Here is a 26,603-nt window from a genome sequence, read left to right as displayed (position 1 = left end):
GTACGGCACACAGGCCGACCGCACCCATCGGAGGCGCCTCATGGCTGCACAGGACCCCGTACTCGACCAGGACGGCGTACGGCTCACCGTCGACGACGCGATCGCCACGGTGACGCTGACCAACCCGGCCAAGCGCAACGTGCAGAGCCCCGCTCTGTGGCGGGCGCTCACCGAGGCCGGGCGGCGGCTGCCGGGCTCCGTGCGGGTCGTCGTCCTGCGGGCCGAGGGCAAGTCGTTCTCGGCGGGGCTCGACCGGCAGGCGTTCACGCCCGAGGGCTTCGACGGCGAACCGTCGTTCCTGGACCTCGCGCGCGGCAGCGACGCCGAGCTGGACGCGGCCATCGCCGAGTACCAGGAGGCGTTCACCTGGTGGCGGCGCAGCGACATCCTGTCCGTCGCCGCCGTGCAGGGGCATGCCATCGGGGCGGGTTTCCAGCTCGCCCTCGCCTGTGACCTGCGAGTGGTCGCGGACGACGTGCAGTTCGCCATGCGCGAGACCTCGCTCGGTCTCGTCCCCGACCTGACGGGCACCCATCCGCTCGTCGGCCTGGTCGGGTACGCGCGCGCCCTGGAGATCTGCGTGACCGGACGGTTCGTCCTGGCCGAGGAGGCCGTGCGCAGCGGGCTGGCCAGCCTCGCCGTGCCCGCGGACCAGCTGGCGGACGCCGTGAGCGACCTGACGTCGGCCGTCCTGGCCGCGCCGCGCGACGCGGTGATCGAGACCAAGGCCCTGCTCCAGGGCGCCCTGTCCCGGGACCTGAAAACCCAGCGCGCCGCCGAACGCGCCGCCCAGTCCCGCCGCCTACGGGACCTGGCCGGCCTCGGCGAGTAAGGGGTCTTCGCAGGGCGCGTGCGGCGGACGTCCCTCAGGGGCGCAAGGAACCGCGCGGCCGGCCACGACGCACCCGCACCCGACAACCGGGCCCCGCGTCAGTCGACGGCGGTCACCAGCACCGCCACGGACGGCCGGTCGGCCAACGCGTCCGCCACCGCGGCGCGGACGCGCCGGGCCACCTCCACCGCGCGGTGCTCCGCACCCACCGCGCACTCCACCCGCACGTGCCGCCGCGGCAGCACCGCGTCCTGTTCCGGCGCGGAGAAGTGGACGGGACGGCCGAGCACGCCGGTCAGCCGGGTCACGCCCGCCACCGCCAGCGCGGCCCGGCCCGCCCGGTCCTCGTCGCCGTCCGGTCCGGCCCCCGCCTCCGGCTGCCGTTCCGGCGGAGCCGCCGGCCGCTCCGGTTCCGGTCCCGGGTCCGTGTCGAGCAGCGCGGTCACCCGCAGGTCCACCTCGCCGACCGTCAGGCCGAGCCGGAGCGACGCCGCCTGGGCCAGGGTGGCGCGGACCCGGTCGGCCGTGACCGGCAGGGGATCGGCCGCGGTCGCCGCCAGGTCGGCCGTCATCCGCAGCGGCCCCGGCGGCAGGGCGCTCGGCGGCGCCGGTACGGCGGGCCCGGGCGCGGCGTCGGGGTCGGCGAGCGCGAGGCGCAGCCGGTCCAGGCGCACGCCCGGCAGGCCGGCCACCGCGGTCAGCAGCACCTCGCGCGCCGCCCGTTCGGCGATCCAGGACCCGTCCGCCGCGGTGCCCAGGGGCAGGAACCTGCCCAGCCCCAACTGCTCCCGAACTGTCCGTGCCCACCGGTCGGCCGTCGTCATTCCTCCAGCCTGCCGCATCCCTGGCGCGCGAGCGCGCAACCACGCTTAACGTGGGTCACAGGACGACGACCGGAAGGGACGTACGGCGATGAGTGAGACCACGGAGCGCAACCGGCCCGGACAGGACATCGGGGCCGAGTCACTGGGCAAGGGACAGTCGGTCAGGCGCGGCGGCGGGGACCCCGGCAGCCGCGGCCGGACCATCATCGCCGACGGCGTGGTGGAGAAGATCACCGGCATGGCGGCCCGCGACGTGGCGGGTGTGCACGCCATGGGCAGCGGCATGTCACGCACCTTCGGCGCCGTACGGGACCGGGTGCCCGGCGGCTCCAAGTCGGGCGTGACGCGCGGCGTGAAGGCCGAGGTCGGCGAGAAGCAGACCGCGCTCGATCTGGAGATCGTCGTCGAGTACGGCGTGTCGATCGCCGACGTCGCCCGCGACGTGCGGGAGAACGTCGTCGCGGCGGTGGAGCGGATGACCGGCCTGGAGGTCGTCGAGGTCAACATCGCGGTCAGCGACGTGAAACTGCCGGACGAAGCGGACGAGGAGCAGCCGGAGCCGCGGATCCAGTGACCCGGCCCGCACCGTCCCGGACTGAGGAGAGCGCACCATGAGCATGGCCGTGGTCGGAATGATCGCCGGCATGGCGCTGGGTTTCGCCGGATACTTCGGCGGGTTCGGCGCCTTCCTGCTGGTGGCGGCCCTGGGCGCCGTCGGCTTCGTCGTCGGCCGGTTCCTGGAGGGCGATCTGGAACTGGGCGACTTCTTCCGCGGCCGTGACGACCGCCGGCGGTGACCGGCGTGAGCGGCGCCGCCGCTGAACCGCGCGCGGCACGGGGCGCCGTACCGCCCGGCGAGCGCGGCGCCACGCGGATCACCGACCGGGTCGTCGCCAAGGTGGCCGCCCAGGCGGCGCGCGAAGCGGTGGGCGAGCTGCCGCCGGACGCCGCGCGCCCGCACGCGAGCGTCGTGGTGCGCCACGGTGCCGCCCGGGTCCGCGTCCACCTCGAACTCGACTACCCCTGTGACGTCGGAGCCCGCTGCGGCCGGGTACGGCACCGGGTCGCCGAGCGGGTGAGCACGCTGACGGGCATGAGGGTGCCGGAGGTCACCGTGCGGGTGGAACGGCTGCACCCGGCGGCGGAGTACGGCGCGGCCGAGGGAAGGACGCGATGAGCGAATCCGCTGAGCCCCAGGGCAGCACCGCCCGGCCGCCGGTCCTGGAGAAGGAGCCCGGCCCGCGGCCGCAACCGCCGCCGGGCGGCACCGGCCGGGCCCACCGGTTCTGGTCCGCGCGGCGCCTGCCCGCCGGCCTCGTCGCCCTGCTGCTCCTCGCCCTCGCCGGTCTCTTCCTGTACGACGTCGTCGCCGTGCGCGCCGGCCGGCCCGGCATGAGCTGGCGCCGCGAACTGGCCCGGCAGCTCGCGAAGCGGCCCCTGGACGACACCTGGGTCCTGGTCGGCGCGGGGATCGCCGCCGCCCTCGGCCTCTGGCTGCTCCTGCTGGCCCTCACCCCCGGCCTGCGGTCCGTCCTGCCGATGCGCCGCACCCACCCCGACGTCCGCGCCGGACTGCACCGGGACGCCGCCGCGACGGTGCTGCGCGACCGGGCCGTGGAGGTCGCCGGAGTGCAGTCGGCGAAGGTCCGCACCCGCCGGTCCAAGGTCAAGGTGCGCGCGATGTCGCACTTCCGTGAACTGGACGACGTACGCGCCGATCTGGACACCGCGCTCGGCGACACGGTGCGGGGGCTGGGCCTGGCCCGGCAGCCCCGCCTGTCGGTGAAGGTGCGGCGGCCCGGACGGAAGGGGTGACCACCGTGCTCAGAACCGTGAACCGGGTGCTGCTCGCGCTCGCCGCCCTCGTCCTGCTGGCCCTCGGCGGCTCGGTGCTCGCCGTCGGACTCGGGGCACCGGCGCCCTCCTGGTGGATCCACGACGGACGTCACGACGTGCTGCTCAGCGACGCCGAGCGGACCAGGTGGCGGGAGGCCGGCTGGTGGTGGCCGGTGGTCATCGCCGCGCTCGCGGTCCTGCTGCTGCTCGCCCTGTGGTGGCTGGTCGCGGTGGTGCGCCGGCGCCGGCTCGCCGAGGTCTTCGTCGACACCGGCGACGGCGAGGGCGCCGTGCTGCGCGGCCGGGCGCTGGAGGACGCGTTCGCCGCGGAGGCCGGCCGGGTGGACGGCGTCGACCGGGCCGACGTACGGCTCACCGGGCGCCGCGGCGCACCGCGCGCCCGGGTACGGCTCCGCCTCGCACCGCACGTCGACCCCGGCACCGCCCTCGACGCCCTCACCACCGGCGCGCTCGCCCGCGCCCGCGCCTCGGCCGGCCTCGGCACCCTCCCGACGGAGGTCCGCCTCAAGGGCGCCGGCCACCGGGCGGAACGGGTCAGCTGAGCCGGACCGGCCGCGCCGGCCCAGCCGGATCGGCCGGCGCGAACGGCTCGGCGCAGCCGGCCCCTCGGCCCAGCCGCCCCCGGCCGGTCGCCGTACACGGCCGCTCAGACACTCAGAATCCGTGCCGTACCCCGCCGTCCACCGGCAGCATGACGCCCGTGACGTACGACGCGGCCGGCGACAGCAGGAAGGCCGCCGCGCGGCCGAACTCCTCGGGCGTGCCGTACCGGCGCAGCGGGATGCGGGACTCGGCCGCGGTGCGGGTCGCCACCGGGTCGGCGGAGAGGCCGTCCAGCTCACGCACCCGGTCGGTGTCGATGCGCCCCGGCAGCACGCCCACGACGCGGATGCCGTGCGGGCCCAGTTCGTCGGCGAGGGACTTGGCGAACCCGGCCAGCCCCGGCCGCAGCCCGTTGGAGACGGTCAGCCCCGGGATCGGCTCGTGCACCGAGCCGGACAGCACGAAGCCGATGACCCCGCCCTCGCCCAGCTCGGACGCCGCCGCCCGGGCCAGCCGCACCGCGCCGAGGAAGACCGACTCGAACGCCGCCTGCCACTGCTCGTCGGTGATGTCGGCGGCGAACCCGGCGGGCGGCCCGCCCACGCTGATCAGCACGCCGTCGAACCGCCCGAAGCGCTCCCGGGCGGTGGCGATCAGCCGTTCCGCGGCCTGCGGATCGGCGTTGTCGGCGGCCACTCCGGCCGCACCCGGCCCGAGGGCCGCCGCCGCGTCGGCGACGCCCTTCTCGTCCCGGCCGCTGACGACCACCTTCGCCCCGTCGGCGACCAGGGCGCGCGCGGTGGCGTTGCCCAGGCCCCGGGTGGCTCCCGTGACGACGTACACCCGGTCCTTCAGTCCAAGATCCATGCCGCCTATCCTGCCTCCTGGGCACCGGCCAGGGCGAGGGCGGTGTGCACGAGACCGATGTGGCTGAACGCCTGCGGGAAGTTGCCGAGCTGCCGGCCGGCCACCGGGTCGTACTCCTCGGCCAGCAGTCCCACGTCGTTGGCGAGCCCCGCCAGCCGCTCGAACAGCTCCCGGGCCTCCTTGGTCCGGCCCGCCATGAGCAGCGCGTCCGCGAGCCAGAAGGAGCACACCAGGAAGGTCCCCTCGTCGCCCGGCAGCCCGTCCACCGTGCTGCCCGAGGTGCTGTACCGCTGCACCAGACCGTCGCGGGACAGCTCCCGCGAGACGGCGTCGATGGTGCCGGTCACCCGGGGGTCGTCCGGCGGCAGGAACCCGACGCGGGGGATGAACAGCAGCGCGGCGTCCAGCTCGCGGGAGCCGTAGTACTGGGTGAACGTGTTGCGGTCGGGGTCGTAGCCCTTCTCGCAGACCTCGCGGTGGATCTCCTCGCGCAGCGCGCGCCAGCCCTCCAGGTCGCCGCCCAGCGCGGGCTCCTCCTCCAGGGTGCGCACCGCGCGGTCCACCGCGACCCACGCCATCACCTTGGAGTGCACGAACTGACGGCGCCCGCCGCGCACCTCCCACAGCCCCTCGTCCGGCTGGCGCCACGCGGTGCGCAGGAACTCCAGCAGGGCCCGCTGCAGCTCCCACATCTGCGGCACGGACGGCATCCCCGCCGCCCGGGCCAGCGCCAGGGTGTCCATGACCTCGCCGTACACGTCCAGCTGGAGCTGGTTGACCGCGTCGTTGCCGATCCGCACCGGCCGCGACCCCTCGAAGCCGGACAGCCACGGCAGCTCCGCCTCGGGCAGCCGGCGCTCACCGGCCAGGCCGTACATGATCTGGAGGTCAGCCGGGGAGCCGGCCACCGCGCGCAGCAGCCAGTCCCGCCACGCCTCCGCCTCGTCGGTGTAACCGGCGGTCAGCAGAGCGCCCAGGGTGAGGGTGGAGTCGCGCAGCCAGCAGTGCCGGTAGTCCCAGTTGCGTACGCCGCCCAGCTCCTCCGGCAGCGAGGTGGTGGCCGCGGCCACGATGCCGCCGGTCGGCTTGTACGTGAGCGCCTTGAGGGTGATGAGCGAGCGGACGACCGCGTCCCGGTAGGGACCGTCGTAGCGGCAGCGCGCGGCCCAGGCCCGCCAGTCCGCGACGCTGTGCTCCAGCGCCTGGAACGGGTCGATCAGCGGCGGCCGGGGCTCGTGCGAGGGATGCCAGGTGAGGACGAAGGCGACCTTCTCGCCGGCCGCGACGGTGAACTCGGAGTGCGTCCCGTAGTCCTCGCCCCAGGTGCGCACCTCGGGCTCGCTGCGCAGCCACGCCGAGTCCGGACCGGCGACCGCCACCCGGTGCCCGTCGGCCCGGCGCACCCACGGGACGACGGAGCCGTAGTCGAAGCGCAGCCGCAGCGCGCTGTGCACGGTCACCTCGCCGCAGAGCCCCTCGACGACGCGGACGAGGTCGGGGGCGCGGTCGCGCTGCGGCATCAGGTCGGTCACCCGGACCGCGCCGTCCGCGGTCTCCCACTCGGTGTCCAGGACCAGGGTGTCGCTGCGGTAGGCGCGCCGGGTGCAGCGCCCGGCGCCCTTCGGGGCGATGCGCCAGTGCCCGTTGTCCTCGTCGCCGAGCAGCCGGGCGAAGCAGGCGGCGGAGTCGAAGCGGGGCAGGCACAGCCAGTCCACGGAGCCGTCGGTGGAGACCAGTGCCGCGGTCTGCTCGTCGCCGATGATCGCGTAGTCCTCGATACGGGAGTGCACGGGATCCGTCTTCCCAGGAGGGTGAACGGCAATCAAGGCGCCGCGCCCCGCCGCGCGGCCGAGGGACCCCGGCGCGCTACACCGCCGCCGGTTCCGCCTCCGAGGTGTCGTCGGTGTCCTCGGCGTCCTCCGCGTCCCCGGTGTCCGTCGCCCGGTCGCGGGCCTCGCGGCGGACCAGGAACCACCAGCCGACCGGGACGGCCGCGGAGAACAGCCACCACTGGACGGCGTACGCGAAGTTCAGCGCGGCGTCCTCGTCGCCGGGCTCGCCGATCAGCTCCGGGGTGCCGTCCGCGGGCTTCGGCGCGGTCAGGACGGCGTATCCGCCGAGGACCTGGGCGTCGAGGCGCTCGGCCTGCTGCTCGCTGTTGATGAGCATGATCTGCCGGTCCGGCAGCCCTTCGAGGTCCTTGATGCCGCTGGCCTCGGTCGTCTCGTCCGGCATCATCCGGCCGGTGACGGTGACCTCGCCGGAGGGCGGCGCGGGGATCTTGGGGAACTCGGTCTGGCTGGGGCCGTCCGCGGCGATCCAGCCCCGGTTGACCAGCAGCACCTTGCCGTCGGCCAGGACGAACGGGGTGAGCACGTGGTAGCCGACCTCGTCGTCGGCGTTGGTGCGGCGGCGGACGACGACCTCGTCGTCGGTGTCGAAGCGGCCGGTCGCGGTCACGGAGCGGTACCGCTCGGCCGTGGTGATCTTCTTGCCGGGGGCGGTCAGCCGCTCCACCGGTACCGGGTCGGCGTGGAGCGCCTCGGCGACCAGGTCGTTGCGGGCGGTGCGCTCCTCGTAGCGGTGCAGCTGCCAGAAGCCCAGCTCGATCATCGTGGGGATGAGGAGCAGGGCGATCAGCGTGAGGATCACCCACTGCCGGGACAACAGGAAGCGGTACACGCATCGACGGTACCTCGGCCGGGGGCGGCCCTTGCGAGGAGGTCCCCGCAAGGGCCGCAACCCCGCGTCGGCGGAGAGCGCACGACCGACGCGCGGGGTCGTGGGGTCTGCCGCGGGCCACCCCCGCGCAGCAGGGAGCGTGTTCGGTGTCCGTGCCGCGGCGTGGGTGGCGACGCCACCTTCGGGCCGGCGGTCACGTGAGTGCTCACACCTTGTCGATGACCCCCGTCCTTCCCTCCGAGCGGGCGCAGTGCGCGCCGCAGAACCAGTGGCCCTCGACCTCCACGCCCTGCCCGATGATCTGCACCCGGCAGTGTTCGCAGATGGGGGCCATGCGGTGGATCGCGCAGGCGAAGCAGTCGAAGACGTGCACCGCTCCCTGCGCGTGGACCTCGAAGCTCATGCCGTAGTTGTTGCCGCAGACTTCACATGTCGCCATGCGCCACAGGGTGAGCCGTCGCGGTGGCGCGGGCGAGCGGACGCCGGGCGAGTCGCCCGGCTTTCACCCGTCTCACCCGGCTTTCACCCGTCCCGCCCGGCTTTCAGCTTCTCGTTCGGCTTCACCCGAGCGACGTCACACGCCTGTACGAGTCACTCGTCGGCCGGCGCGACGTCCCGCAGCAACTGGCCGAACGCCGCCTCGTCCACCACCGGCGTCCCGAACTGCCGGGCCTTGACCACCTTGGACGTGCCCGAGTCGGGGTCGTTGGTGACCAGCAGGCTGGTCAGCCGGGACAGGCTGGTCGCGACATGCAGACCGGCCTCGGTCGCGCGGTCCTCCAGCAGGTCCCGCTCGACGGACGTGTCACCCGAGAAGGCGACCCGCATGCCCTGCTTGAGCGGTTTGCCGTCCTCGTACCGCCCCGGGTTGGGATAGGGGCACGCGGGCCTCTTGCGGGCGGGGCGCCAACTGGTCGGCCGGTAGCCGCCGGAGCCCGCCTGGGCGCCGATGCGGGGCGCCGGACGGTCCGCCCACTCGGTCAGCGGCCGGCACTCCTGGAGCGGCAGCCTGACGCGGCCGGCCGCCGCGGCGCGCAGACTCGGCCGGAACGCCTCCGCCAGCACCCGCGCGTCGTCCAGCGCGTGGTGCGCCCGCTGCTGCACCACGCCGAAGTGCGCGGCGAGCGACTCCAGCTTGTGGTTGGGCAGCGGCAGCGCCAGCTCCTTGGAGAGCGCGATGGTGCACAGCCGCTGGCGCACCGGCGCCTCGCGCTGTGCGCGCGCGTACTCGCGGGCGATCATCTGCCAGTCGAAGACCGCGTTGTGCGCGACCAGCACCCGCCCGTCCAGCCGGGCCGCGAACTCCTCGGCCACGTCCCGGAAGAGCGGCGCCCCTTCGAGCACCTCGCTCGTCAGCCCGTGTATCCACACCGGCCCCGGGTCCCGCTCCGGGTTGACCAGCGTGTACCAGTGGTCCTCGACCTCACCGCGGGCGTCGAGCCGGTAGACGGCCGCCGAGATGATGCGGTCGTCGCGGGCCAGGCCGGTGGTCTCCACGTCGACGACCGCGTACCCCCGCGGGTACGCGGCCGGCCACGCCGTGGGGGAGGACACCGCCGTCGTCTGGTCTTCGAGCATGGTCCCAGAGGATACGGGCCACGACTGACAGTGCCGTCCCGCAGGGGTCCCGTCACCCGACGGGGTGACCGGGCACCCCGTCAACTCCGCGCGCCCGCCGGGTCCGTCACCAGCGGATCGGCACCGGAAGCGCCGTCAGCAGCCCGGAGACCGCGACCACCACGCCCAGGACGGCGACCTCCGCGCGCGCGGGGGAGCAGGCCGCCAGCGGGTCCGCCGCCCGGCCCAGCCGGATCCGCGCCCACAGGGCCAGCGCGGCGACGGCCGCCACCAGAAGCACCTTGGCGACCAGCACCCGCCCGTAGGCCGTGTCCGTCACCTGGTCCAGGACCGTGCCCGCCGGCATCCGGCGCAGCGAACTGCACACCCCCGTCGCCGTGATGACGGCCAGCAGCACGGCCGCCACGCGCGCGTACAGCCCCAGCAGCGCCGGGCCCGCCTCCGCGCCCCGCCACCGGCCGAGCACCCGCAGTACGTGCAGCAGACCGCCCACCCACAGGGAGGCGCACGTGAGGTGGAGCAGGGTCAGACCGGAGCCCAGCAGCGGACTCGGCTCGGTCGGCGGATGGGCGCGCAGGGCCTCCGCCACCACCACCGCGGCCAGCGGCCACACCTGGGTGCCCGGCCGGCCGGAGGCGGCGCACAGGCCCGCCACGAGGAACGCGTTGACCTCCAGCAGCGCGAGCTTGCCGTCGCGCGAGGAGTAGAGCCCGCCCACGTCGATCCCGGCCAGGCCGTCCGGCACCATGTTGCCGGTGGCCACCAACGAGGCGAGCCCCAGCGCGGCCACGAAGCCGGCCACGGCCGCGGGCACCGACCAGCTGCGGGGCACGGGCGGGGGAGCGCCGTCCAGGGAGCGGGCCAGCCGGCCGGCGAACAGTTCACCCAGGGGGACGGCGAGCGCCGCGAACAGCACCGCGCGCAGCAGGGCGATGCCGCCGGTGCCGGGCGCCTCGGCCTCCCCGGTGCCGTGCAGCGCCGGGGAGGGGCCGAGCAGGGGTATGAGCGCGGCCAGCGCCACGAGGGCGAGCACGGCCACGGCCCGGCCGGTGCCGGGGCCCGGGCGCGGGCGCCCCCCGGCCTCGGCCGACGGGGACGTGGGGCGTATCAGGGTCACCTCAGGATCTTCACCAGTCATCCCACAACCGGGCAAGTCCAGAGGACGACCGGGGGTACGCCCCGAAGCCCTCGCCCCCGGGTGTCTACCTGGTCACCGCGTCCAGCGCGTCCGCCGTGCCCCAGCCGTAGAAGCCGTTGCGGTTCTTCGGGCCCTCGCACACCGCGTCCACCTTGCCGTCGCCGTCGATGTCGTACGGCTTGGTGCAGGGCGTCGCGTCGGCCTCCGCGTACAGCAGGGCCTTCACCTGGGCGGGCGTGGCCCGCGGGTGCGTCGACTTGATCAGCGCGGCGACGCCCGCGACGTGCGGCGACGCCATCGACGTACCGGCCATGTAGCCCCACCTGCCGCCGGGCAGCGTGCCCAGGATCAGACCGCTGGTGGCGGGCGCCTCCGGCGTCTGGTACGCGGTCGAGTCACCGCCGGGCGCGGCGATGTCGATGACACCGAGACCGTAGTTGGAGAAGGACGACTTGATGCCCTTGGCGCCGGTCGCGGCGGTGGTGACGACGCCGGGCAGCTGGGTCGGGATGTCGTAGCACTCGGACGGGTCGACCACCCGCTCGGAGGGCGTGGTGTCGTTGGGGGAGGACGGGTCGGTGATCTCGTCGGCGGCGAGGTCGTACTCCTCGTTGCCGGCCGCGGCGACGTTGACCGCGCCCTTCTTCTCCGCGTACGACGAGGCCCGCTTGACGGCCTCGACCAGCGCCTTCTGGTCCGGGTCGTCCTTGCAGTTGAAGTACCACGGGTCGGTGTAGTAGCTGTTGTTGGTCACGTCGACGCCGTGCTCGGCCGCCCACATGAACCCGCAGACCACGGCCTCGGTGTAGAAGAAGCCGGCGGTCGTGGAGACCTTGATGCCGGAGACCTTCACGCCGGGCGCGACGCCCGTCATGCCGACGCCGTTCTTCGCGGCGGCTATCTCACCGGCGACGTGCGTGCCGTGCGGGGACTCCTCCGCGGAGGGCCGCCAGGCTCCGTCGGTGGTGTCCGGCTTGCCCGACACGCAGTTGACGGAGGCGGCGCGGTCGAAGTTCGGGGCGATGTCCGGGTGGGTGTCGTCCACGCCGGTGTCGATGACGGCGACGGTCACCTCGCTGCTGCCCAGCGACTTCTCGTGCGCCTTGTCGGCCTTGATGGCGGGCAGGTCCCACTGCAGGGGCTCCAGCGGGTCCTGGCCCTCGACGGCCTCGGCCGCGGCGGCCTCCGTGGCGCTGAGCACCTTCGGCGTACCCACGTCGGTGGTGGCGGCCGAGGGCAGCGGCGCGGTGCGGGTGGCACCGGCCGACTGCACGCCGCGCGCCGTGCGGACGCTCTTGGCGAAGTCCGGGTTCGACGAGTGGACGACGATGACGCCTATCCGGTCGTACGACGTGACGATGGTGCCGCCGGCCTCGGATATCGCGCGCTTGACGGTGGCCGAAGGTGCCTTGCCCGGCTTGACGTTGACGACATAGCTGAGCGAGGTGGCGTCGGCGGCGGCCGGCCCGGACTCGGCGGCGGTGGCCTGGACGTTGGGCAGGAACGCGAGGGCCGTCGCCACGGCCAGTCCGGCCGGGATCGCCAGCGCGCGGCGGTGACGCGAGTGAGACGCGGTCATGTACGGAACTCTCCAGTCTCTTCCGTGGTGCGGACGGTGCACGTGGTGCGGGTGCCCTGAAGAAAGCCGTCCCGGCCGAGGGCGTCCGGGCAGGTACATGTCGGGTGGTGCAGAGCGAAGTTATCCCCCGGAGCCGCTGGCCAGCAATGACCGGCCGGGGGTTACTTCGGAAAGTGGTCCGGGCGATGAACCGGGCCCAGGGCGGCGCCGTGTCGTTGGGCAGGGAGCACGAGCACGACCAGCGCTCCCACACCGATAGGTACAGCAGTCATGTCCGTCCTACGAGGAGACTCCGTGGCCACCGACGCACCGCCCCCCTCGCAAGAGCACCACCGACTCCCTTCCACCGAGGAGTTCGCCGAGGTGCAGCAGAGCGCTGAGTTCGGTGAACTGCGCCGCTCCTTCCGTTCCTTCGCCTTCCCGCTGACGATCGCCTTCGTCGCCTGGTACCTGCTCTACGTGCTGCTCTCCAACTACGCGGGCGGCTTCATGGGCAGCAAGCTGTTCGGCAACATCAACGTCGCGTTCGTCTTCGGCATCGCCCAGTTCCTCACCACGTTCCTCATCGCCTGGTGGTACTCGCGCCACGCCGCCGCGAAGCTCGACCCCAAGGCCGAGGCCATCAAGTCCCGGATGGAGGGCGGCGCATGAGCACCACTGGGCAGTTCTTCCTGGCGGCCAACGAGGCCAGTGAGCACCGGCCGCTGATCATCACGCTGTTCGCGGTCTTCGTGGTCGCGACGCTGTTCATCACCGTCTGGGCCGGGCGGCAGACCAAGGACGCCGCCGACTTCTACGCGGGCGGCCGTCAGTTCAGCGCCTTCCAGAACGGCCTCGCCGTCTCCGGCGACTACATGTCCGCCGCGTCCTTCCTCGGCATCGCCGGCGCCATCGCCATCTTCGGCTACGACGGCTTCCTGTACTCCATCGGCTTCCTGGTCGCCTGGCTGGTGGCCCTGCTGCTGGTCGCCGAGCCGCTCCGCAACTCCGGCCGCTACACCATGGGCGACGTCCTCGCGTACCGCATGCGCCAGCGCCCCGTGCGCACCGCCGCCGGCACCTCCACGATCGTCGTGTCGATCTTCTACCTGCTGGCCCAGATGGCGGGCGCGGGCGTCCTGGTCTCGCTGCTCCTCGGCATCACCTCCGACGCCGGCAAGGTGCTCATCGTCGCCCTGGTCGGCGTCCTGATGATCGTCTACGTCACCATCGGCGGCATGAAGGGCACCACCTGGGTGCAGATGGTCAAGGCCGTGCTGCTGATCGGCGGCACCATCCTGATCACCTTCCTGGTGCTGCTGAAGTTCGACTTCAACATCTCCGACCTGCTCGGCAAGGCCGCAGAGAACAGCGGCAAGGGCGCCGCCTTCCTGGAGCCCGGCCTCCAGTACGGCGCGACCGGCACCACCAAGCTGGACTTCATCTCCCTGGGCATCGCCCTGGTGCTCGGCACCGCGGGCCTGCCGCACATCCTGATCCGCTTCTACACGGTGCCCAACGCCAAGGCCGCCCGTAAGTCCGTGAACTGGGCGATCGGCATCATCGGCGCCTTCTACCTGATGACCATCGCGCTCGGCTTCGGCGCGGCGGCCCTCATCTCGCAGAAGGAGATCACCGACTCCAACCCGTCCGGCAACACGGCGGCCCCGCTGCTCGCCCTGCACGTCGGCGGTGTCGATTCGGCCTGGGGCGCGATCCTGCTGGCCACCATCTCGGCGGTGGCCTTCGCGACCATCCTCGCCGTGGTCGCCGGCCTCACCCTCGCCTCGTCGTCGTCCTTCGCGCACGACATCTACGCCAACGTGATCCGCCGGGGCCAGGCCACCGAGAAGGAGGAGATGCGGGCGGCCCGCTGGGCGACCGTCTTCATCGGCATCGTCTCCATCGCGCTCGGCGCCCTCGCCCGCGACCTGAACGTGGCCGGCCTGGTCGCCCTGGCCTTCGCGGTCGCCGCCTCCGCCAACCTGCCGACCATCCTCTACAGCCTCTTCTGGAAGCGGTTCACCACCCAGGGCGCGCTGTGGTCCATCTACGGCGGCCTGGCCGTCGCCGTCGGCCTGGTGCTGTTCTCGCCGGTCGTCTCGGGCGACGCCACCTCGATGTTCCCGGACGTCGACTTCGCCTGGTTCCCGCTGAAGAACCCGGGCATCATCTCGATCCCGTTCGGTTTCCTGATGGGCTGGCTCGGCACCGTCCTGTCCAAGGAGGGGCCGGACACCGGCAAGTACGCGGAGCTGGAGGTCCGGTCCCTGACCGGCACCGGCGCCCACTGACCGACGCTCCGCGCGGGCCCCGTCGCAGTTCTCGGCGACGGGGCCCGCGCGCACCTCATGGCTTCCGGTCGCTGTCGTTGTCACCGGGGTCACGTAGGCTCGCAGGTGTCGGGGTACGGGAGTGTCCCGCCGATCCGCGTCGAGGGAGGGGCCCACGTGCTCATCGACACCTACGGCCGAGTGGCCACTGACCTGAGGGTCTCGCTGACCGACCGCTGCAACCTGCGGTGTACGTACTGCATGCCCGAGGAGGGACTGCAGTGGCTGGCCAAACCCGACCTGCTCACGGACGACGAGATCGTCCGTCTCGTCGGCATCGCCGTCACCTCGCTGGGTGTCACGGAGGTCCGCTTCACCGGCGGCGAGCCCCTGCTCCGCCCCGGCCTGGCCGGCATCGTGGAGCGCGTCGCAGCCCTCGACCCGCGCCCCCAGACGTCCCTGACCACCAACGGCATCGGCCTCAAGCGCACGGCGGCGGCCCTGAAGGCGGCGGGCCTGGACCGGGTCAACGTCTCCCTGGACACCCTGCGCCCGGACGTCTTCAAGACCCTCACCCGCCGCGACCGGCACAAGGACGTCCTGGAGGGCCTGCACGCCGCCCGCGAGGCCGGCCTGACGCCCGTGAAGGTCAACACCGTCCTGATGCCGGGCGTCAACGACGACGAGGCCCCCGACCTCCTCGCCTGGGCCGTGGAGCACGACTACGAGCTGCGGTTCATCGAGCAGATGCCGCTGGACGCCCAGCACGGCTGGAAGCGCGAGGGCATGGTCACCGCCGGTGACATCCTGGCCTCGCTGCGCACCCGGTTCGAGCTGACCGAGGAGGGCTCCGAGGAGCGCGGCTCGGCCCCGGCCGAGCGCTGGCTCGTGGACGGCGGCCCGCACCGCGTCGGCGTCATCGCCTCCGTCACCCGCCCGTTCTGCGCCGCCTGCGACCGCACCCGGCTGACCGCCGACGGCCAGGTCCGCACCTGCCTCTTCGCCCGCGAGGAGACCGACCTGCGCGCAGCCCTGCGCTCGGGCGCACCGGACGAGGAGATCGCCCGCGTCTGGAAGCTCGCCATGTGGGGCAAGAAGGCGGGCGCCGGCCTCGACGACCCGTCCTTCGTCCAGCCGGACCGGCCGATGTCGGCGATAGGGGGCTGAAACCCTGTCCTGCTGAACGGCTCCGGGAAGACCGGGGGCGGGGTACCCTACGACGCGAGAAGGGCCCGGCCCGGGAGGCAACCCGGACCAGACCCTTCGACGCGGTACACAAGCCCGGTCGCCCAACACTCGACCGGGCTTGCGCGTCTCCGCGCGCCGGGTCGCGACCGTCTCGTGTGCGGGGCGCTACCGCACGAACTGCCCCACGGTGGCGATGACCGCCACGATCAGCCCCATAGCGGCGAGACGGATCTGCCAGCGTTCCGCATCGCTCCACCTCTGCTTCCGGGACCGGACCTCACTCTGATCACTCACTGCTCCTCCTCGCTCCTCCAGCAGTCCCACTGATCGGCTGTCAGCGGACCTGCCGCGGGGAGTGCGGCGAAGCGCTACGGAGTATGACACGGGCCACCGGCCGACCTGCACCGGAACAGCATGACTGATCTGAGCTTTCCCTGAGCTTGGCGGTCGGGCGCGGTGTGCGGCCGTCCTCAAGCCTCGCCGAGGGGTTGTCCTTCGTCGAAGCGCGCGACGTCCTTCAGGAATCCCCGGACCCCGAGGAACTGCGACAGGTGCTCCCGGTGTTCGTCGCACGCGAGCCACGTCTTGCGGCGCTCCGGTGTGTGGAGCTTCGGGTTGTTCCACGACAGCATCCACACGGCGGCGTTCCGGCAGCCCTTGGCGGAGCAGACCGGGGTCGTCTCGTCACTCACAGGTTCACATCTCACAAGTCATGCAAAAAAGGCGACGCCGAGCAGCCACGGGGGGAGCTGCCCGGCGTCGGTCCATCGCTCCGACGGGGGATGCGGAGCGCTTACCGAGTATGTCACGGGAGGTCCGCCGTTCGGGACCGGAACAACGGGATTGGAACGAGCTTCTCGACGGCTTGGCGAGGACTTGACCATCCTTCAGGCCCCTCGATTCCGCTCGTTTCCTTTCGGTAACGTCCAGTTCCGATCAAGAACGGTCACCGGATGGGTCGGGTACACCCGCCGTCCGATCGGTCACGACATCTTCCGGCCCGGGTTCCGCGAAGCCGCGCGACGCGGCCGGCGGCTCGATCATCGGCGGCGTCGGCGCCGTCACGAAGGTCGTCGGCAGTCCCGGCGCGTTCTCCCGCCCGGCGTTGGCGATCACCACCGCGATGTACGGCAGCAGCACGCCGAGGACCAGCGCCACGATCGCGACGTGCCGTTCCACGTTCCACAGCGTGGCCGCGAGGATCACCGACACCGTACGGACCGACATCGAGATGATGTACCGGCGCTGCCGTCCGCGTACGTCTTCCTCCAGGCCCGTCCGGGCTCCGGTGATCCGGAACACCTGGGCGTTGCCGTCCGCGCTCCGCTTCCGCATCACATTCCACCGCCCGCTCGCATCGGAGCCACCCCCGCCCGTACCCGTACCCGTCCGCACCGCTCGATCGAGGTCGCGGGTCCGGACAGCTCTTACGTTACGCCGCGACTGCGCCGCCCACGAGACCGGGGGACCCCGTCCCCGGGCGACCGGAGTGCGCCCCCGGCGCCCAGAGGTGTCCCCCATTCGGACGTACCCGCCGTGCGCACCGCGCGGCAGGGGCCGAGAGTGGCCGTAATGCTCACGTAGAGCCGTACGAGGAGGCAGCCATGGGCTGGTTGTGGGCGATCATCGTCGGATTCGTGCTCGGTCTGATAGCCAAGGCGATCATTCCGGGCAAGCAGCACAGCCCCCTGTGGCTGACCACGATCTTCGGCATTCTCGGAGCCATCGTCGGCAACGCCGTCGCCCGGGCGGCCGGCGTCGACGCCACCTCCGGCATCGACTGGTGGCGGCACGTCTTCCAGCTCGTCGCCGCGATCATCATCGTCGGCATCGGCGACATGGTGTACATGGCGGTGCGCGGCAACAAGAAGCGACGCCACACCGCCTGAGCCCGGCCGGGCGCCACGCGCGTACGGCGAAGGGGCGGCCCCCGCCGGACACGGGAGCCGCCCCTCGCCGTGCGCTCAGGCGCCGGTGACCTCCACCGCGGCCAGGTTCTTCTTGCCGCGCCGCAGCACCAGCCAGCGCCCGTGCAGCAGCTCGTCGGCGGCCGGGACCGCGTCCTCGGCCGCGACCTTCACGTTGTTCACGTAGGCGCCGCCCTCCTTGACCGTGCGCCGGGCCGCCGACTTGCTGGCGACCAGGCCGACCTCGGCGAACAGATCGACCACCGGACCCAGCTCGGCGACCCGCACGTGCGGCACCTCCGACAGGGCCGCGGTCAGCGTCCGCTCGTCCAGCTCCGCCAGGTCGCCCTGGCCGAACAGCGCCTTGGACGCGGCGATCACGGCCGCCGTCTGGTCCGCGCCGTGCACCAGCGTCGTCAGCTCCTCGGCCAGCGCCCGCTGCGCCGCCCGCGCCTGCGGACGCTCCTCGGTCTGCCTCTCCAGCTCCTCCAGCTCCTCACGGGACTTGAAGGACAGGATGCGCAGGTAACGGGAGATGTCCCGGTCGTCCACATTCAGCCAGAACTGGTAGAACGCGTACGGCGTCGTCATCTCCGGGTCCAGCCAGACCGCCCCGCCCTCGGTCTTGCCGAACTTGGTGCCGTCCGCCTTGGTCATCAGCGGCGTCGCGTACGCGTGCACCACGGCGTCCGGCTCCAGCCGGTGGATCAGGTCGAGCCCCGCCGTCAGGTTGCCCCACTGGTCACTGCCGCCCTGCTGGAGCACGCAGCCGTAGCGCCGGTAGAGCTGGAGGAAGTCCATGGCCTGGAGGAGCTGGTAGCTGAACTCCGTGTAGCTGATGCCCTCGGCCGACTCCAGCCGCCGCGACACCGACTCCTTGGTCAGCATCTTGTTGACCCGGAAGTGCTTGCCGACGTCCCGCAGGAACTCGATCGCGGAGAGCCCCGAGGTCCAGTCCAGGTTGTTGACCATCGTGGCCGCGTTCTCGCCCTCGAAGGTCAGGAACGGCTCGATCTGGGCCCGCAGCCGCTCGACCCAGCCGGCCACCGTCTCCGGCGAGTTCAGCGTGCGCTCGGCGGTCGGGCGCGGGTCACCGATCTGACCGGTGGCCCCGCCGACCAGCGCCAGCGGCCGGTGCCCGGCCCGCTGGAGCCGGCGCAGCGTGAGCACCTGCACCAGGTGCCCGACGTGCAGGGAGGCCGCGGTCGGGTCGAAACCGCAATAGAACGTGACGGGACCGTCCGCGAGCGCCTTGCGCAAAGCGTCCTCGTCGGTGGACTGGGCGAACAGCCCACGCCACTTCAGCTCGTCGACGATGTCCGTCACGGTTCTCGTGTCTCCTCGAAGATCGCGTACGCGGGTCCCGTGCCCGGGTTCCCGTACGCAGGTACTCGTGTGCGGGTACGAGGTTATACGCCCTGGCTGACGGAGCTCATATTGAAATCGGGGACCCGCAGCGCGGGCATCGCCGCCCGCGTGAACCAGTCGCCCCACTCCCGGGGCAGCGTCCGCTCCGTACGCCCCGCCTCCGTGGCCCGTCCCAGCAGGTCCACCGGCGACTCGTTGAACCGGAAGTTGTTCACCTCGCCGACGACCTCGCCGTCCTCCACGAGGTAGACCCCGTCCCGGGTCAGCCCGGTCAGCAGCAGCGTCGCCGGGTCGACCTCGCGGATGTACCACAGGCAGGTCAGCAGCAGCCCCCGCCCGGTACCGGCGACCATCTCCTCCAGCGAGCGGCCGTTACCGCCGTCCAGCACCAGGTTGCCGAGGGCCGGCGCGAGCGGCAGCCCGGTCAGCGCGGCACTGTGCCGGGTCGTCGTCAGCCGGGACAGCTCACCTTCCCTGACCCACTCCGTCGCCGACACCGGCAGCCCGTTGTCGAACACCGACTGATCGCCCCCGGAGGAGTGCGCCACCACGAACGGCGCCGTCTCCAGGCCCGGTTCCGCCGGGTCGCTGCGCAGGGTCAGCGGCAGCTCGCTGATCCGCTCGCCCAGCCGCGTGCCGCCGCCCGGCTTGGAGAACACCGTCCGCCCCTCGGCCGCGTCCCGGCCCGACGCCGACCACAGCTGGTAGATCAGCAGGTCCGCGACCGCGGTCGGCGGCAGCAGCGTCTCGTACCGTCCCGCGGGCAGCTCCACCCGCCGCTCGGCCCACCCCAGGCGTACGGCCAGCTCCGCGTCGAGCGCCGCCGGGTCGACGTCCTTGAAGTCCCGGGTGGCCCGCCCCGCCCACGCCGAGCGGGACCGGTCCGGCGACTTGGCGTTCAGCTCCAGCGTCCCGGTGGGCAGATCGCAGCGCAGCCGCAGCCCGGTGGATGTGCCCAGGTAGGTGGTGGTCATCTCGTGGTTGGCGAACCCGTACAGCTCCCGCCCGCCGCCACGCGCGCGTGCGAACGCCTCCCCGAGCGCCGGCGCGAAGTCGGCGAACACGGCCGACGACGTCTCGGCCGGCGCGTCCGTGAAGTCCGGCGACTCCGGCACCCCGCTGACCAGCGGCTGCGCGTCCTCGGCGGGCCCGGCGCTCCGGGCGGCCTCCTCGGCGGCCCGCACCAGCGGCTCCAGGTCGTCCCGTGTGACGGCCGACCGCGACACGACTCCCGACGCGGTGCCCTCCTGCCCGTCCACGGTGGCGACGACCGTGAGCGTGCGCCCGCGCGTGACGCCGTTGGTGGTGAGCGCGTTGCCCGCCCAGCGCAGGTTGGAGGTGGAGTGCTCGTCGGCGATGACGACGCACCCGTCCGCGCGGGACAGCTCCAGCGCCCGCTCGACGATCTCGTGCGGCTTGCTGCCCGTCCGGGGCGTGCGGGCGCTCATCGACCGGCCTCCTGCGTCGTGTTCAGTATGGTGACGCCCCTGAAGAGGGCGGAGGGGCAGCCGTGCGACACGGCGGCGACCTGTCCCGGCTGCGCCTTGCCGCAGTTGAAGGCGCCCCCCAGGACGTACGTCTGGGGCCCGCCGACGGCCGCCATGGACCCCCAGAAGTCGGTCGTGGTCGCCTGGTAGGCCACGTCCCGCAGCTGTCCGGCGAGCCGCCCGTTCTCGATCCGGAAGAACCGTTGACCGGTGAACTGAAAATTATATCTTTGCATATCTATTGACCATGAACGGTCACCGACGACGTAAATGCCGCGTTCCACCCCGCCGATCAGATCCTCCGTGGACAGCCCGCCGGGATCGGGCCGCAGCGACACGTTCGCCATCCGCTGCACCGGCACATGCCCGGGGGAGTCGGCGTACGCGCACCCGTTGGACCGCTCGAACCCGGTCAGCCGGGCGATCCGCCGGTCCAGCTGGTAGCCCACCAGCGTGCCGTCCTTCACCAGGTCCCAGGACTGGCCCTCGACACCCTCGTCGTCGTACCCGATCGTCGCGAGCCCGTGCTCGGCCGTACGGTCCCCGGTGACGTTCATCAGCTCGGACCCGTAGCGCAACGTGCCGAGCTGGTCGAAGGTGGCGAAGGAGGTGCCGGCGTAGGCGGCCTCGTAGCCGAGCGCCCGGTCCAGTTCGGTGGCGTGCCCGATGGACTCGTGGATGGTCAGCCACAGGTTCGACGGATCGACCACCAGGTCGTACAGTCCCGCCTCCACGCTCGGCGCCCGCATCTTCTCGGCCAGCAGCTCCGGTATCCCGGCCAGCTCGGCGTCCCAGTCCCAGCCGGTGCCGGTCAGGTACTCCCAGCCGCGCCCGGCGGGCGGCGCGAGCGTGCGCATGGAGTCGAACTCGCCGCTGGAGCCGTCGACCGACACGGCGGTCAGTACGGGGTGCAGCCGCACCCGCTGCTGGGTGGTCGAGGTCCCGGCGGTGTCCGCGTAGAACTTGTTCTCATGGACGGTGAGCAGCGAGGCGTCCACATGATCGACCCCGCCCGCCGCCAGCAGCCGCGCGCTCCAGTCGGCGAGCAGCGCCGACTTCTCGGCGTCGTCCACGGTGAACGGGTCGGTCTCGTACGAGGACACCCACGTACGGTCCGCGTGCACGGGCTCGTCCGCCAGCTCGACCCTCTCCTGAGACCCGGCCGCCTTGATCACCTGGGCCGACAGCTTCGCCATCGCCACCGCCTGCGAGGCGACCTTGGCGGCGGCGTCCGGCGTCAGGTCCACGCCGGACGCGAAACCCCAGGTCCCGCCGTGCACGACGCGTACGGCGTACCCGAGGTCGGTGGTGTCCGAGGAACCGGAGGGCTTGGCGTCCCGCAACCGCAGCGAGGCGCTGCGCACGCGTTCCAGCCGGAAGTCCGCGTGCTCGGCCCCGAGGGACCGGGCACGGGCGAGGGCGGCGTCGGCGAGGGGGCGTAGGGGGAGGGCGGTGAAGGTGGCGTCTATGTCATGGGGCACGGGAGAGGATCCCTTCGAGCGCTTGCCGGTGGTGACCGTGGGAGGCAGTGAACCACGGCGCGCCCGAGCGCCGCGCCCTGAGCTGCCGCGGTGAACGCCGCCCGGGCGGCCGGGGTGCCGACGAGGGGGCGCAGGCCGGTGTCCTCGGAGTCGCGGAGAGGTGAAGCCCGGCGTGCATCTGTAGGGACCCGACAGTCCGGCCCGTAAGCCACTGTGGGTGCCCGATTCCTCGGGCGGAGGTCGGGACCGATAGGTTTTCGAGGAAGCCGCCTGCCATCGAGGTGTTCGGGCGGACGTGTTCAGACCACTGACGAAAGGGTGATCCGTTGAGCCGCTCGGTTCTCGTCACCGGAGGTAACCGGGGCATCGGCCTCGCCATCGCCCGCGCGTTCGCCGACGCCGGCGACAAGGTCGCCATCACCTACCGCTCGGGTGAGCCGCCGGAGGGCTTCCTCGCCGTCAAGTGCGACATCACCGACGCCGAGCAGGTGGAGCAGGCCTACAAGGAGATCGAGGAGACGCACGGCAACGTCGAGGTCCTCGTCGCCAACGCCGGCGTGACCAAGGACCAGCTCCTGATGCGCATGTCCGAGGAGGACTTCACCTCCGTCCTCGACACGAACCTGACCGGCACCTTCCGCGTCGTCAAGCGGGCCAACCGCGGCATGCTGCGCGCCAGGAAGGGCCGCGTGGTGCTCATCTCGTCCGTCGTCGGACTGCTCGGCCAGGCGGGACAGGCCAACTACGCCGCCTCCAAGGCCGGCCTGGTCGGCTTCGCGCGCTCCCTCGCCCGTGAGCTGGGGTCGCGCAACATCACCTTCAACGTCGTCGCACCCGGCTTCGTCGACACCGACATGACCAAGGTGCTCACCGACGAGCAGCGCGCGGGCATCGTCTCGCAGGTGCCGCTGGGCCGGTACGCGCAGCCGGAGGAGATCGCCGCGACGGTGCGGTTCCTCGCGTCGGACGACGCCTCGTACATCACTGGAGCCGTCATTCCCGTTGACGGCGGACTGGGAATGGGTCACTGATCACCATGAGCGGAATTCTCGAGGGCAAGCGCGTCCTGATCACCGGCGTGCTGACGGAGGCGTCCATCGCCTTCCACACCGCCAAGCTGGCCCAGGAGCAGGGCGCCGAGGTCATCCTGACCGCGTTCCCGCGGCCCACGCTGACCGAGCGCATCGCCAAGAAGCTGCCCAAGCCCACCAAGGTCATCGAGCTGGACGTCACCAACGGCGAGCACCTCGGGCGCCTGGCCGACGTCGTCGGCGAGGAACTGGGCGGCCTGGACGGCGTCGTGCACTCCATCGGCTTCGCGCCGCAGGACGCGCTCGGCGGCAACTTCCTCAACACGCCCTTCGAGTCGGTCGCCACGGCCATGCACGTCTCGGCGTTCTCCCTGAAGTCGCTCACCATGGCCTGCCTGCCGCTGATGCAGAACGGCGGCTCCGTCGTCGGCCTCACCTTCGACGCCCAGTACGCCTGGCCGCAGTACGACTGGATGGGCCCGGCCAAGGCCGCCCTGGAGGCCACCAGCCGCTACCTCGCGCGCGACCTGGGCAAGCAGAACGTGCGGTCCAACCTCATCTCGGCCGGCCCGCTCGGCTCGATGGCCGCCAAGTCCATCCCGGGCTTCAGCGACCTGGCCTCCGTGTGGGACCACCGCTCCCCGCTGGAGTGGAACCTGACCGACCCGGAGCCGGCCGGCCGCGGCGTCGTCGCGCTGCTCAGCGACTGGTTCCCGAAGACCACCGGCGAGATCATCCACGTCGACGGCGGTCTGCACGCCATCGGCGCCTGACACCCCGCTTGCCGAAGGGCCCGCGTCCGCGAGGGCGCGGGCCCTTCGCGCGTCACCCGGCAGACTCACCCGTCCGGCCCAGCCGACCGGGCGGCCGAAGGGCCGACGGCGCAGGCTGGGAGACGACTCCACCCCGCGCTTTCCGACCCGTCCCGGCCGAGGGGGTCCGCCTGTGCGTTTCGCCCGCCGCCTGGCCGCCGCAGCCGTCGTCGCCGCCTTCGGGCTCGCCCTGCCGCACGAGACGGTGTCGCACGCGCGCGTACAGAGCCGCGGCGAGGAAGCGACGCCCGCGCGGCCCTTCGGCGCCGAGTGCCGCATCCGGCACACCGGCTCAAGGGTGACCGCGTACTGCCACAACCCCTATCCGGACCCCGACCGCGTCAGCCTGCACGTCGAGTGCGTCCGCTGGTGGGACCTGGACAGCGACAGCGCCCCGGTGGCGGCGGGTCCCGCGCAGACCGTACGGCTGACCGGGCGCTGCTGGAAGGAGACCGGCGCGGCCTGGGTCAGCCACCGGCGTCCGGACTGAACCGCCCCGGGCGGCACACCAACGGGTAGCCCGCCGCCTCCCGCTCGGCCGTCCCGGCGTCGCCCGCGCGGATCGCGTCCACCAGGCCGGTGTGGTCCATGTGCGTCTCCGGGGTCAGCTCCGCGCCGATGTCCTCGCGCAGCCAGTCCCGCATCACCTCGCCCAGGTCCGCGTACATCGCGGTCATCACCTCGTTGTGGGAGGCGGCCACCACGGCCAGGTGGAAGGTGGCGTCCGCCGTCACGAACGCCTCCGCGTCGCCCGACTCCCACGCCTCCGCGCGGCGCACCAGCAGCGCGTCCAACTGCTTGAGGTCCTTCTCGGTGCGCCGTTCGGCGGCCAGCCGGGCGGCCGCCGACTCCAGGGTGGAGCGCAGCTCGGCGATGTGCCGGGGATCGGCGCCGGCGAAGCGGCGCTGCATCACGCCGGCCAGCTCACTGGTCGCGACGACGTACGTGCCCGAACCCTGACGGATGTCGAGGAGCCCGTTGTGCGCCAGCGCGCGGACCGCCTCCCGGACGGTGTTCCGGGCCACCCCCAGCTGTTCGACCAGCTCCGGCTCGGTCGGGATACGGGAGCCGACCGGCCACTCGCCCGAGGTGATCTGCTGCCGGAGCGTGGCGATGACCTGCTCGGACAGGGCCGAGCGCTGGGGATGGCTCAGAGGCATGGCGCACCTTCGCGGAGTGGGCGGCTGGGGAGTGGGCGGCTGGGGAGTGGACAGGCAATCATCCTATGATTCTATGATGGTCGCATGGCTAGTGAGGACATACGGATGCTGAAGCCCGCCCGGGACAGGGACGAAGGGACCGAAGGGGCCCCGGACCCCGCCCGGACCGGTACCGGTACGCGCGCGTGGACGCCGTGGACGACCCGCCTGCTCGTCCTCGGCATCGTGCTGGCGGCGCTCAATCTGCGTCCCGCGATCACCAGCCTCGGCGCACTCCTCGAGGAGGTCCGCGACGGCCTCGGCATGAGCGGCAGCGTGGCCGGGCTGCTCACCTCCGTGCCCCCGCTCTGCTTCGCCGTCTTCGGCGTCACCGCCCCCCGGCTCGCCCGCCGGTTCGGGCCCGGGGCGGTGGTCTGCGCCGGCATGGCCGCCATCACGGCCGGGCTGCTGATCCGCCCGTACGCGGGCGGCACGGCCGGGTTCCTGGCCGCCAGTGCCCTCGCCCTCATGGGCATCGCGGTCAGCAACGTCCTGATGCCGGTCATCGTCAAGCGCTTCTTTCCCGACCGGGTCGGCTCGATGACCGGCCTGTACTCGATGGCCCTGGCCTGCGGCACCTCGATCGCCGCCGCGGCGACCGTGCCGGTGACCGACGCGCTGGGCGGCGACTGGCAGCCCGGCCTCGCGGTGTGGGCCGCGCTGGCCGCGGTGGCCGTGCTGCCCTGGCTGCCGTTCGTCCGGGGGCGCGGCGCCCCCTCCGAGGCTCCCGGGGCCGCGGCACGCGCGGCCTCCGCCGGGGCGCCCGCCCTGCGGATCACCCGCAGCCGCACCGCGTGGGCGCTCGCCGCGTTCTTCGGCCTCCAGGCGACCGGCGCCTACGTCACCATGGGCTGGATGGCGCAGATCTTCCGGGACGCGGGAGTCTCCGCCGGCACCGCCGGACTGCTTCTGGCCGTCACCATGGCGGTGGGCATACCCCTGGCCTTCGTCATCCCGCGCGTGGCGGCCCGGCTGCCCCGCCAGGGGCCGATGGTGGTCGCCCTCGGCGTCTGCGGCCTCGCCGGATACGCCGGCCTGTACCTCGCGCCGGTCGGCGGCGCCTGGGCCTGGGCCCTGCTGCTCGGCGTCTCCAACTGCGCCTTCCCGCTCGCCCTGACCATGGTCGGGATGCGGGCCAGGACGGGACCGGGTGTCGCCCAGCTCTCCGCCTTCGCGCAGAGCACCGGCTACCTGATCTCGATCCCCGGCCCGCTCCTGGTGGGCGTGCTCTACCAGCACACCGGTGGCTGGGGGGTGCCGATCGCGCTGATGAGCGCCCTGATGGTGCCGCAGATGGTGGCCGGCGTCCTGGCGGGCCGCAACCGTACGGTCGAGGAGGAGGCGGCCCGCTGACCGGGCCGTCGGCCCCGGGTGCGAAACTGGTCGCATGCCAGTCCTCGACCCGCACCCCAAGAACGGCCAGAAGAAGATGCTGATCGTCTTCGGCTCGTTCCTCGCGATCTTCGTGATCATCGGCATCGTGGCGACGATCGCCTCCCCGTGACACCGGCCGCGGCTCCGGTGGGGTGGGGCTGGCCCCGGTCCCCTAGGGGGTGAGACTCAGGGTCGAGTGGGTGGGTCACCGGATGGGACGGCGCCCCGGGATTCCGTACCTTCGTGGTGTGACCGCGAATTCCCTGGTGACGGGGGGTGCGGCGCAGCACGGACCACGGACCAGGGGACGCCGAAGACCCGCGGAGGCACGCATGTCGACCCCCACGCACACCCATCCCCGCCCCAGCCCGGTCTCCGGCGGTGACGCCGACATCCGGCTGCCCTGGTGGGCGCTGGCCCTGCCGATCCTCGCCTTCGTCCTGCTGCTCGGGCTGATACTCGACCCGTCGGAGGCCCACGCGGCCGCCGGCCAGCCCGCCCTCGCCCACCTCCTGGAGCAGGCCCGGCACCTGATGGGGCGCTGACGCACCGCTCCGGCCAGGTGAACCGAGCCGGACGTCCCGACATGCGCCGCGACCCGGAA

General features: G+C 72.7%; 31 protein-coding genes. 16 read left to right on the top strand and 15 right to left on the bottom strand.

Annotation, left to right across the window (positions count from 1 at the left end; translation table 11 throughout):
• Window positions 1-40: 40 nt before the first annotated feature.
• On the top strand, window positions 41-832 hold the full coding sequence (locus ACZ3IG_RS28480; protein ID WP_467435615.1) for an enoyl-CoA hydratase/isomerase family protein: 792 nt from the start codon (window positions 41-43) through the stop codon (window positions 830-832).
• A 98-nt stretch (window positions 833-930) separates the two neighbouring features.
• On the opposite strand, the gene ACZ3IG_RS28475 is transcribed toward ACZ3IG_RS28480, so the two are convergent.
• On the bottom strand, window positions 931-1,656 hold the full coding sequence (locus ACZ3IG_RS28475) for a nucleopolyhedrovirus P10 family protein (RefSeq protein WP_467435614.1): 726 nt from the start codon (window positions 1,654-1,656) through the stop codon (window positions 931-933).
• A gap of 88 nt (window positions 1,657-1,744) precedes the next feature.
• Here ACZ3IG_RS28475 and ACZ3IG_RS28470 point away from each other — a divergent pair, with 88 nt between their 5' ends.
• From ACZ3IG_RS28470 to amaP, 5 genes are read left to right on the top strand one after another with little or no spacing between them, the layout of a single operon-like run.
• Complete coding sequence (locus ACZ3IG_RS28470; protein WP_467435612.1) at window positions 1,745-2,230, top strand: Asp23/Gls24 family envelope stress response protein; 486 nt, start codon at window positions 1,745-1,747, stop codon at window positions 2,228-2,230.
• A 37-nt stretch (window positions 2,231-2,267) separates the two neighbouring features.
• Entirely contained in the window at window positions 2,268-2,453 is a 186-nt protein-coding gene (locus ACZ3IG_RS28465; RefSeq protein ID WP_467435611.1) for a hypothetical protein, read from the top strand.
• Entirely contained in the window at window positions 2,450-2,833 is a 384-nt protein-coding gene (locus tag ACZ3IG_RS28460; RefSeq protein WP_467435610.1) for an Asp23/Gls24 family envelope stress response protein, read from the top strand. Before ACZ3IG_RS28465 ends, ACZ3IG_RS28460 begins: the two co-directional genes overlap by 4 nt.
• Entirely contained in the window at window positions 2,830-3,471 is a 642-nt protein-coding gene (locus ACZ3IG_RS28455) for a DUF6286 domain-containing protein (RefSeq protein ID WP_467435608.1), read from the top strand. The genes ACZ3IG_RS28460 and ACZ3IG_RS28455 overlap by 4 nt, the downstream gene beginning before the upstream one ends.
• On the top strand, window positions 3,468-4,055 hold the full coding sequence (gene amaP / locus ACZ3IG_RS28450; RefSeq protein ID WP_467435607.1) for an alkaline shock response membrane anchor protein AmaP: 588 nt from the start codon (window positions 3,468-3,470) through the stop codon (window positions 4,053-4,055). The genes ACZ3IG_RS28455 and amaP overlap by 4 nt, the downstream gene beginning before the upstream one ends.
• Window positions 4,056-4,167: 112 nt before the next feature.
• On the opposite strand, the gene ACZ3IG_RS28445 is transcribed toward amaP, so the two are convergent.
• The 7 genes from ACZ3IG_RS28445 to ACZ3IG_RS28415 all read right to left on the bottom strand — a co-directional run bounded on the left by ACZ3IG_RS28445 (window position 4,168) and on the right by ACZ3IG_RS28415 (window position 11,900).
• A complete protein-coding gene (locus ACZ3IG_RS28445; RefSeq protein WP_467435605.1) occupies window positions 4,168-4,923 on the bottom strand; it encodes an SDR family oxidoreductase in 756 nt (251 codons plus the stop codon).
• 5 nt (window positions 4,924-4,928) lie between these two features.
• Window positions 4,929-6,713, bottom strand: a complete 1,785-nt coding sequence (locus ACZ3IG_RS28440; protein WP_467435604.1) for a glycoside hydrolase family 15 protein — start codon at window positions 6,711-6,713, stop codon at window positions 4,929-4,931.
• A gap of 76 nt (window positions 6,714-6,789) precedes the next feature.
• A complete protein-coding gene (locus ACZ3IG_RS28435) occupies window positions 6,790-7,605 on the bottom strand; it encodes an SURF1 family cytochrome oxidase biogenesis protein (RefSeq protein ID WP_467435602.1) in 816 nt (271 codons plus the stop codon).
• 205 nt (window positions 7,606-7,810) lie between these two features.
• On the bottom strand, window positions 7,811-8,044 hold the full coding sequence (locus tag ACZ3IG_RS28430; protein WP_215167052.1) for a hypothetical protein: 234 nt from the start codon (window positions 8,042-8,044) through the stop codon (window positions 7,811-7,813).
• A gap of 152 nt (window positions 8,045-8,196) precedes the next feature.
• Window positions 8,197-9,183, bottom strand: a complete 987-nt coding sequence (locus ACZ3IG_RS28425; protein ID WP_467435601.1) for a DEDDh family exonuclease — start codon at window positions 9,181-9,183, stop codon at window positions 8,197-8,199.
• A gap of 106 nt (window positions 9,184-9,289) precedes the next feature.
• Window positions 9,290-10,300, bottom strand: coding sequence for a CopD family protein (locus ACZ3IG_RS28420; protein ID WP_467435600.1), 1,011 nt, complete (start codon window positions 10,298-10,300; stop codon window positions 9,290-9,292).
• Window positions 10,301-10,385: 85 nt separating this feature from the next.
• A complete protein-coding gene (locus ACZ3IG_RS28415) occupies window positions 10,386-11,900 on the bottom strand; it encodes a S8 family serine peptidase (protein WP_467435598.1) in 1,515 nt (504 codons plus the stop codon).
• A 294-nt stretch (window positions 11,901-12,194) separates the two neighbouring features.
• On the opposite strand from ACZ3IG_RS28415, the gene ACZ3IG_RS28410 reads away from it, so the two are divergent.
• From ACZ3IG_RS28410 to moaA, 3 genes are all read left to right on the top strand, one after another.
• Entirely contained in the window at window positions 12,195-12,551 is a 357-nt protein-coding gene (locus ACZ3IG_RS28410) for a DUF485 domain-containing protein (RefSeq protein ID WP_467435597.1), read from the top strand.
• The gene (locus ACZ3IG_RS28405) at window positions 12,548-14,173 is read left to right on the top strand and encodes a solute symporter family protein (RefSeq protein WP_467435596.1); all 1,626 of its coding nucleotides are present in this window, start codon (window positions 12,548-12,550) and stop codon (window positions 14,171-14,173) included. The genes ACZ3IG_RS28410 and ACZ3IG_RS28405 overlap by 4 nt, the downstream gene beginning before the upstream one ends.
• A gap of 156 nt (window positions 14,174-14,329) precedes the next feature.
• Window positions 14,330-15,319 (top strand): GTP 3',8-cyclase MoaA, encoded by a 990-nt coding sequence (gene moaA / locus ACZ3IG_RS28400; protein ID WP_467435594.1) that lies wholly within the window; start codon window positions 14,330-14,332, stop codon window positions 15,317-15,319.
• Between the two features lie 186 nt (window positions 15,320-15,505).
• Here the strand turns inward: moaA and ACZ3IG_RS28395 are convergent, their stop codons facing one another.
• From ACZ3IG_RS28395 to ACZ3IG_RS28385, 3 genes are all read right to left on the bottom strand, one after another.
• The gene (locus ACZ3IG_RS28395) at window positions 15,506-15,634 is read right to left on the bottom strand and encodes a hypothetical protein (RefSeq protein WP_467435593.1); all 129 of its coding nucleotides are present in this window, start codon (window positions 15,632-15,634) and stop codon (window positions 15,506-15,508) included.
• Window positions 15,635-15,810: 176 nt separating this feature from the next.
• Window positions 15,811-16,032, bottom strand: a complete 222-nt coding sequence (locus ACZ3IG_RS28390; RefSeq protein ID WP_467435592.1) for a hypothetical protein — start codon at window positions 16,030-16,032, stop codon at window positions 15,811-15,813.
• A gap of 244 nt (window positions 16,033-16,276) precedes the next feature.
• A complete protein-coding gene (locus tag ACZ3IG_RS28385; RefSeq protein WP_467435590.1) occupies window positions 16,277-16,675 on the bottom strand; it encodes a DUF3099 domain-containing protein in 399 nt (132 codons plus the stop codon).
• 269 nt (window positions 16,676-16,944) lie between these two features.
• Between ACZ3IG_RS28385 and ACZ3IG_RS28380 the strand changes: the two genes are divergently transcribed.
• On the top strand, window positions 16,945-17,229 hold the full coding sequence (locus ACZ3IG_RS28380; protein WP_467435589.1) for a GlsB/YeaQ/YmgE family stress response membrane protein: 285 nt from the start codon (window positions 16,945-16,947) through the stop codon (window positions 17,227-17,229).
• 75 nt (window positions 17,230-17,304) lie between these two features.
• On the opposite strand, the gene tyrS is transcribed toward ACZ3IG_RS28380, so the two are convergent.
• The 3 genes from tyrS to ACZ3IG_RS28365 all read right to left on the bottom strand — a co-directional run bounded on the left by tyrS (window position 17,305) and on the right by ACZ3IG_RS28365 (window position 21,583).
• Window positions 17,305-18,573: a tyrosine--tRNA ligase gene (gene tyrS, locus ACZ3IG_RS28375; RefSeq protein WP_467435588.1), complete on the bottom strand. Its 1,269-nt coding sequence runs from the start codon at window positions 18,571-18,573 to the stop codon at window positions 17,305-17,307.
• Window positions 18,574-18,656: 83 nt separating this feature from the next.
• Window positions 18,657-20,063, bottom strand: coding sequence for a metallopeptidase TldD-related protein (locus ACZ3IG_RS28370; protein ID WP_467435586.1), 1,407 nt, complete (start codon window positions 20,061-20,063; stop codon window positions 18,657-18,659).
• Window positions 20,060-21,583: a TldD/PmbA family protein gene (locus ACZ3IG_RS28365; RefSeq protein ID WP_467435585.1), complete on the bottom strand. Its 1,524-nt coding sequence runs from the start codon at window positions 21,581-21,583 to the stop codon at window positions 20,060-20,062. Before ACZ3IG_RS28365 ends, ACZ3IG_RS28370 begins: the two co-directional genes overlap by 4 nt.
• Before the next feature lie 326 nt (window positions 21,584-21,909).
• Between ACZ3IG_RS28365 and fabG the strand changes: the two genes are divergently transcribed.
• From fabG to ACZ3IG_RS28350, 3 genes are all read left to right on the top strand, one after another.
• Window positions 21,910-22,614 carry a 3-oxoacyl-[acyl-carrier-protein] reductase gene (fabG, locus tag ACZ3IG_RS28360; RefSeq protein WP_467435584.1) on the top strand — a complete coding sequence of 235 codons (705 nt, stop codon included), beginning with the start codon at window positions 21,910-21,912 and terminating at the stop codon, window positions 22,612-22,614.
• Window positions 22,615-22,619: 5 nt separating this feature from the next.
• Window positions 22,620-23,387, top strand: a complete 768-nt coding sequence (gene fabI, locus ACZ3IG_RS28355) for an enoyl-ACP reductase FabI (RefSeq protein WP_467435583.1) — start codon at window positions 22,620-22,622, stop codon at window positions 23,385-23,387.
• 172 nt (window positions 23,388-23,559) lie between these two features.
• On the top strand, window positions 23,560-23,916 hold the full coding sequence (locus tag ACZ3IG_RS28350) for a hypothetical protein (protein WP_467435582.1): 357 nt from the start codon (window positions 23,560-23,562) through the stop codon (window positions 23,914-23,916).
• On the opposite strand, the gene ACZ3IG_RS28345 is transcribed toward ACZ3IG_RS28350, so the two are convergent.
• Entirely contained in the window at window positions 23,894-24,586 is a 693-nt protein-coding gene (locus tag ACZ3IG_RS28345) for a FadR/GntR family transcriptional regulator (protein WP_467435581.1), read from the bottom strand. The two genes, ACZ3IG_RS28350 and ACZ3IG_RS28345, sit on opposite strands and share 23 nt — an antisense overlap.
• 84 nt (window positions 24,587-24,670) lie before the next feature.
• Between ACZ3IG_RS28345 and ACZ3IG_RS28340 the strand changes: the two genes are divergently transcribed.
• The 3 genes from ACZ3IG_RS28340 to ACZ3IG_RS28330 all read left to right on the top strand — a co-directional run bounded on the left by ACZ3IG_RS28340 (window position 24,671) and on the right by ACZ3IG_RS28330 (window position 26,544).
• A complete protein-coding gene (locus ACZ3IG_RS28340; RefSeq protein WP_467435580.1) occupies window positions 24,671-25,978 on the top strand; it encodes a CynX/NimT family MFS transporter in 1,308 nt (435 codons plus the stop codon).
• A gap of 34 nt (window positions 25,979-26,012) precedes the next feature.
• Window positions 26,013-26,129, top strand: coding sequence for an SGM_5486 family transporter-associated protein (locus ACZ3IG_RS28335; RefSeq protein WP_467435578.1), 117 nt, complete (start codon window positions 26,013-26,015; stop codon window positions 26,127-26,129).
• 202 nt (window positions 26,130-26,331) lie between these two features.
• On the top strand, window positions 26,332-26,544 hold the full coding sequence (locus ACZ3IG_RS28330; RefSeq protein WP_467435577.1) for a hypothetical protein: 213 nt from the start codon (window positions 26,332-26,334) through the stop codon (window positions 26,542-26,544).
• The last annotated feature ends 59 nt before the right edge of the window (window positions 26,545-26,603 follow it).

Source organism: Streptomyces sp. NPDC016677 (assembly GCF_055562815.1).
Note: the sequence above shows the minus strand (reverse complement) of the source record. Positions and strands in the feature narration are given on the sequence as shown.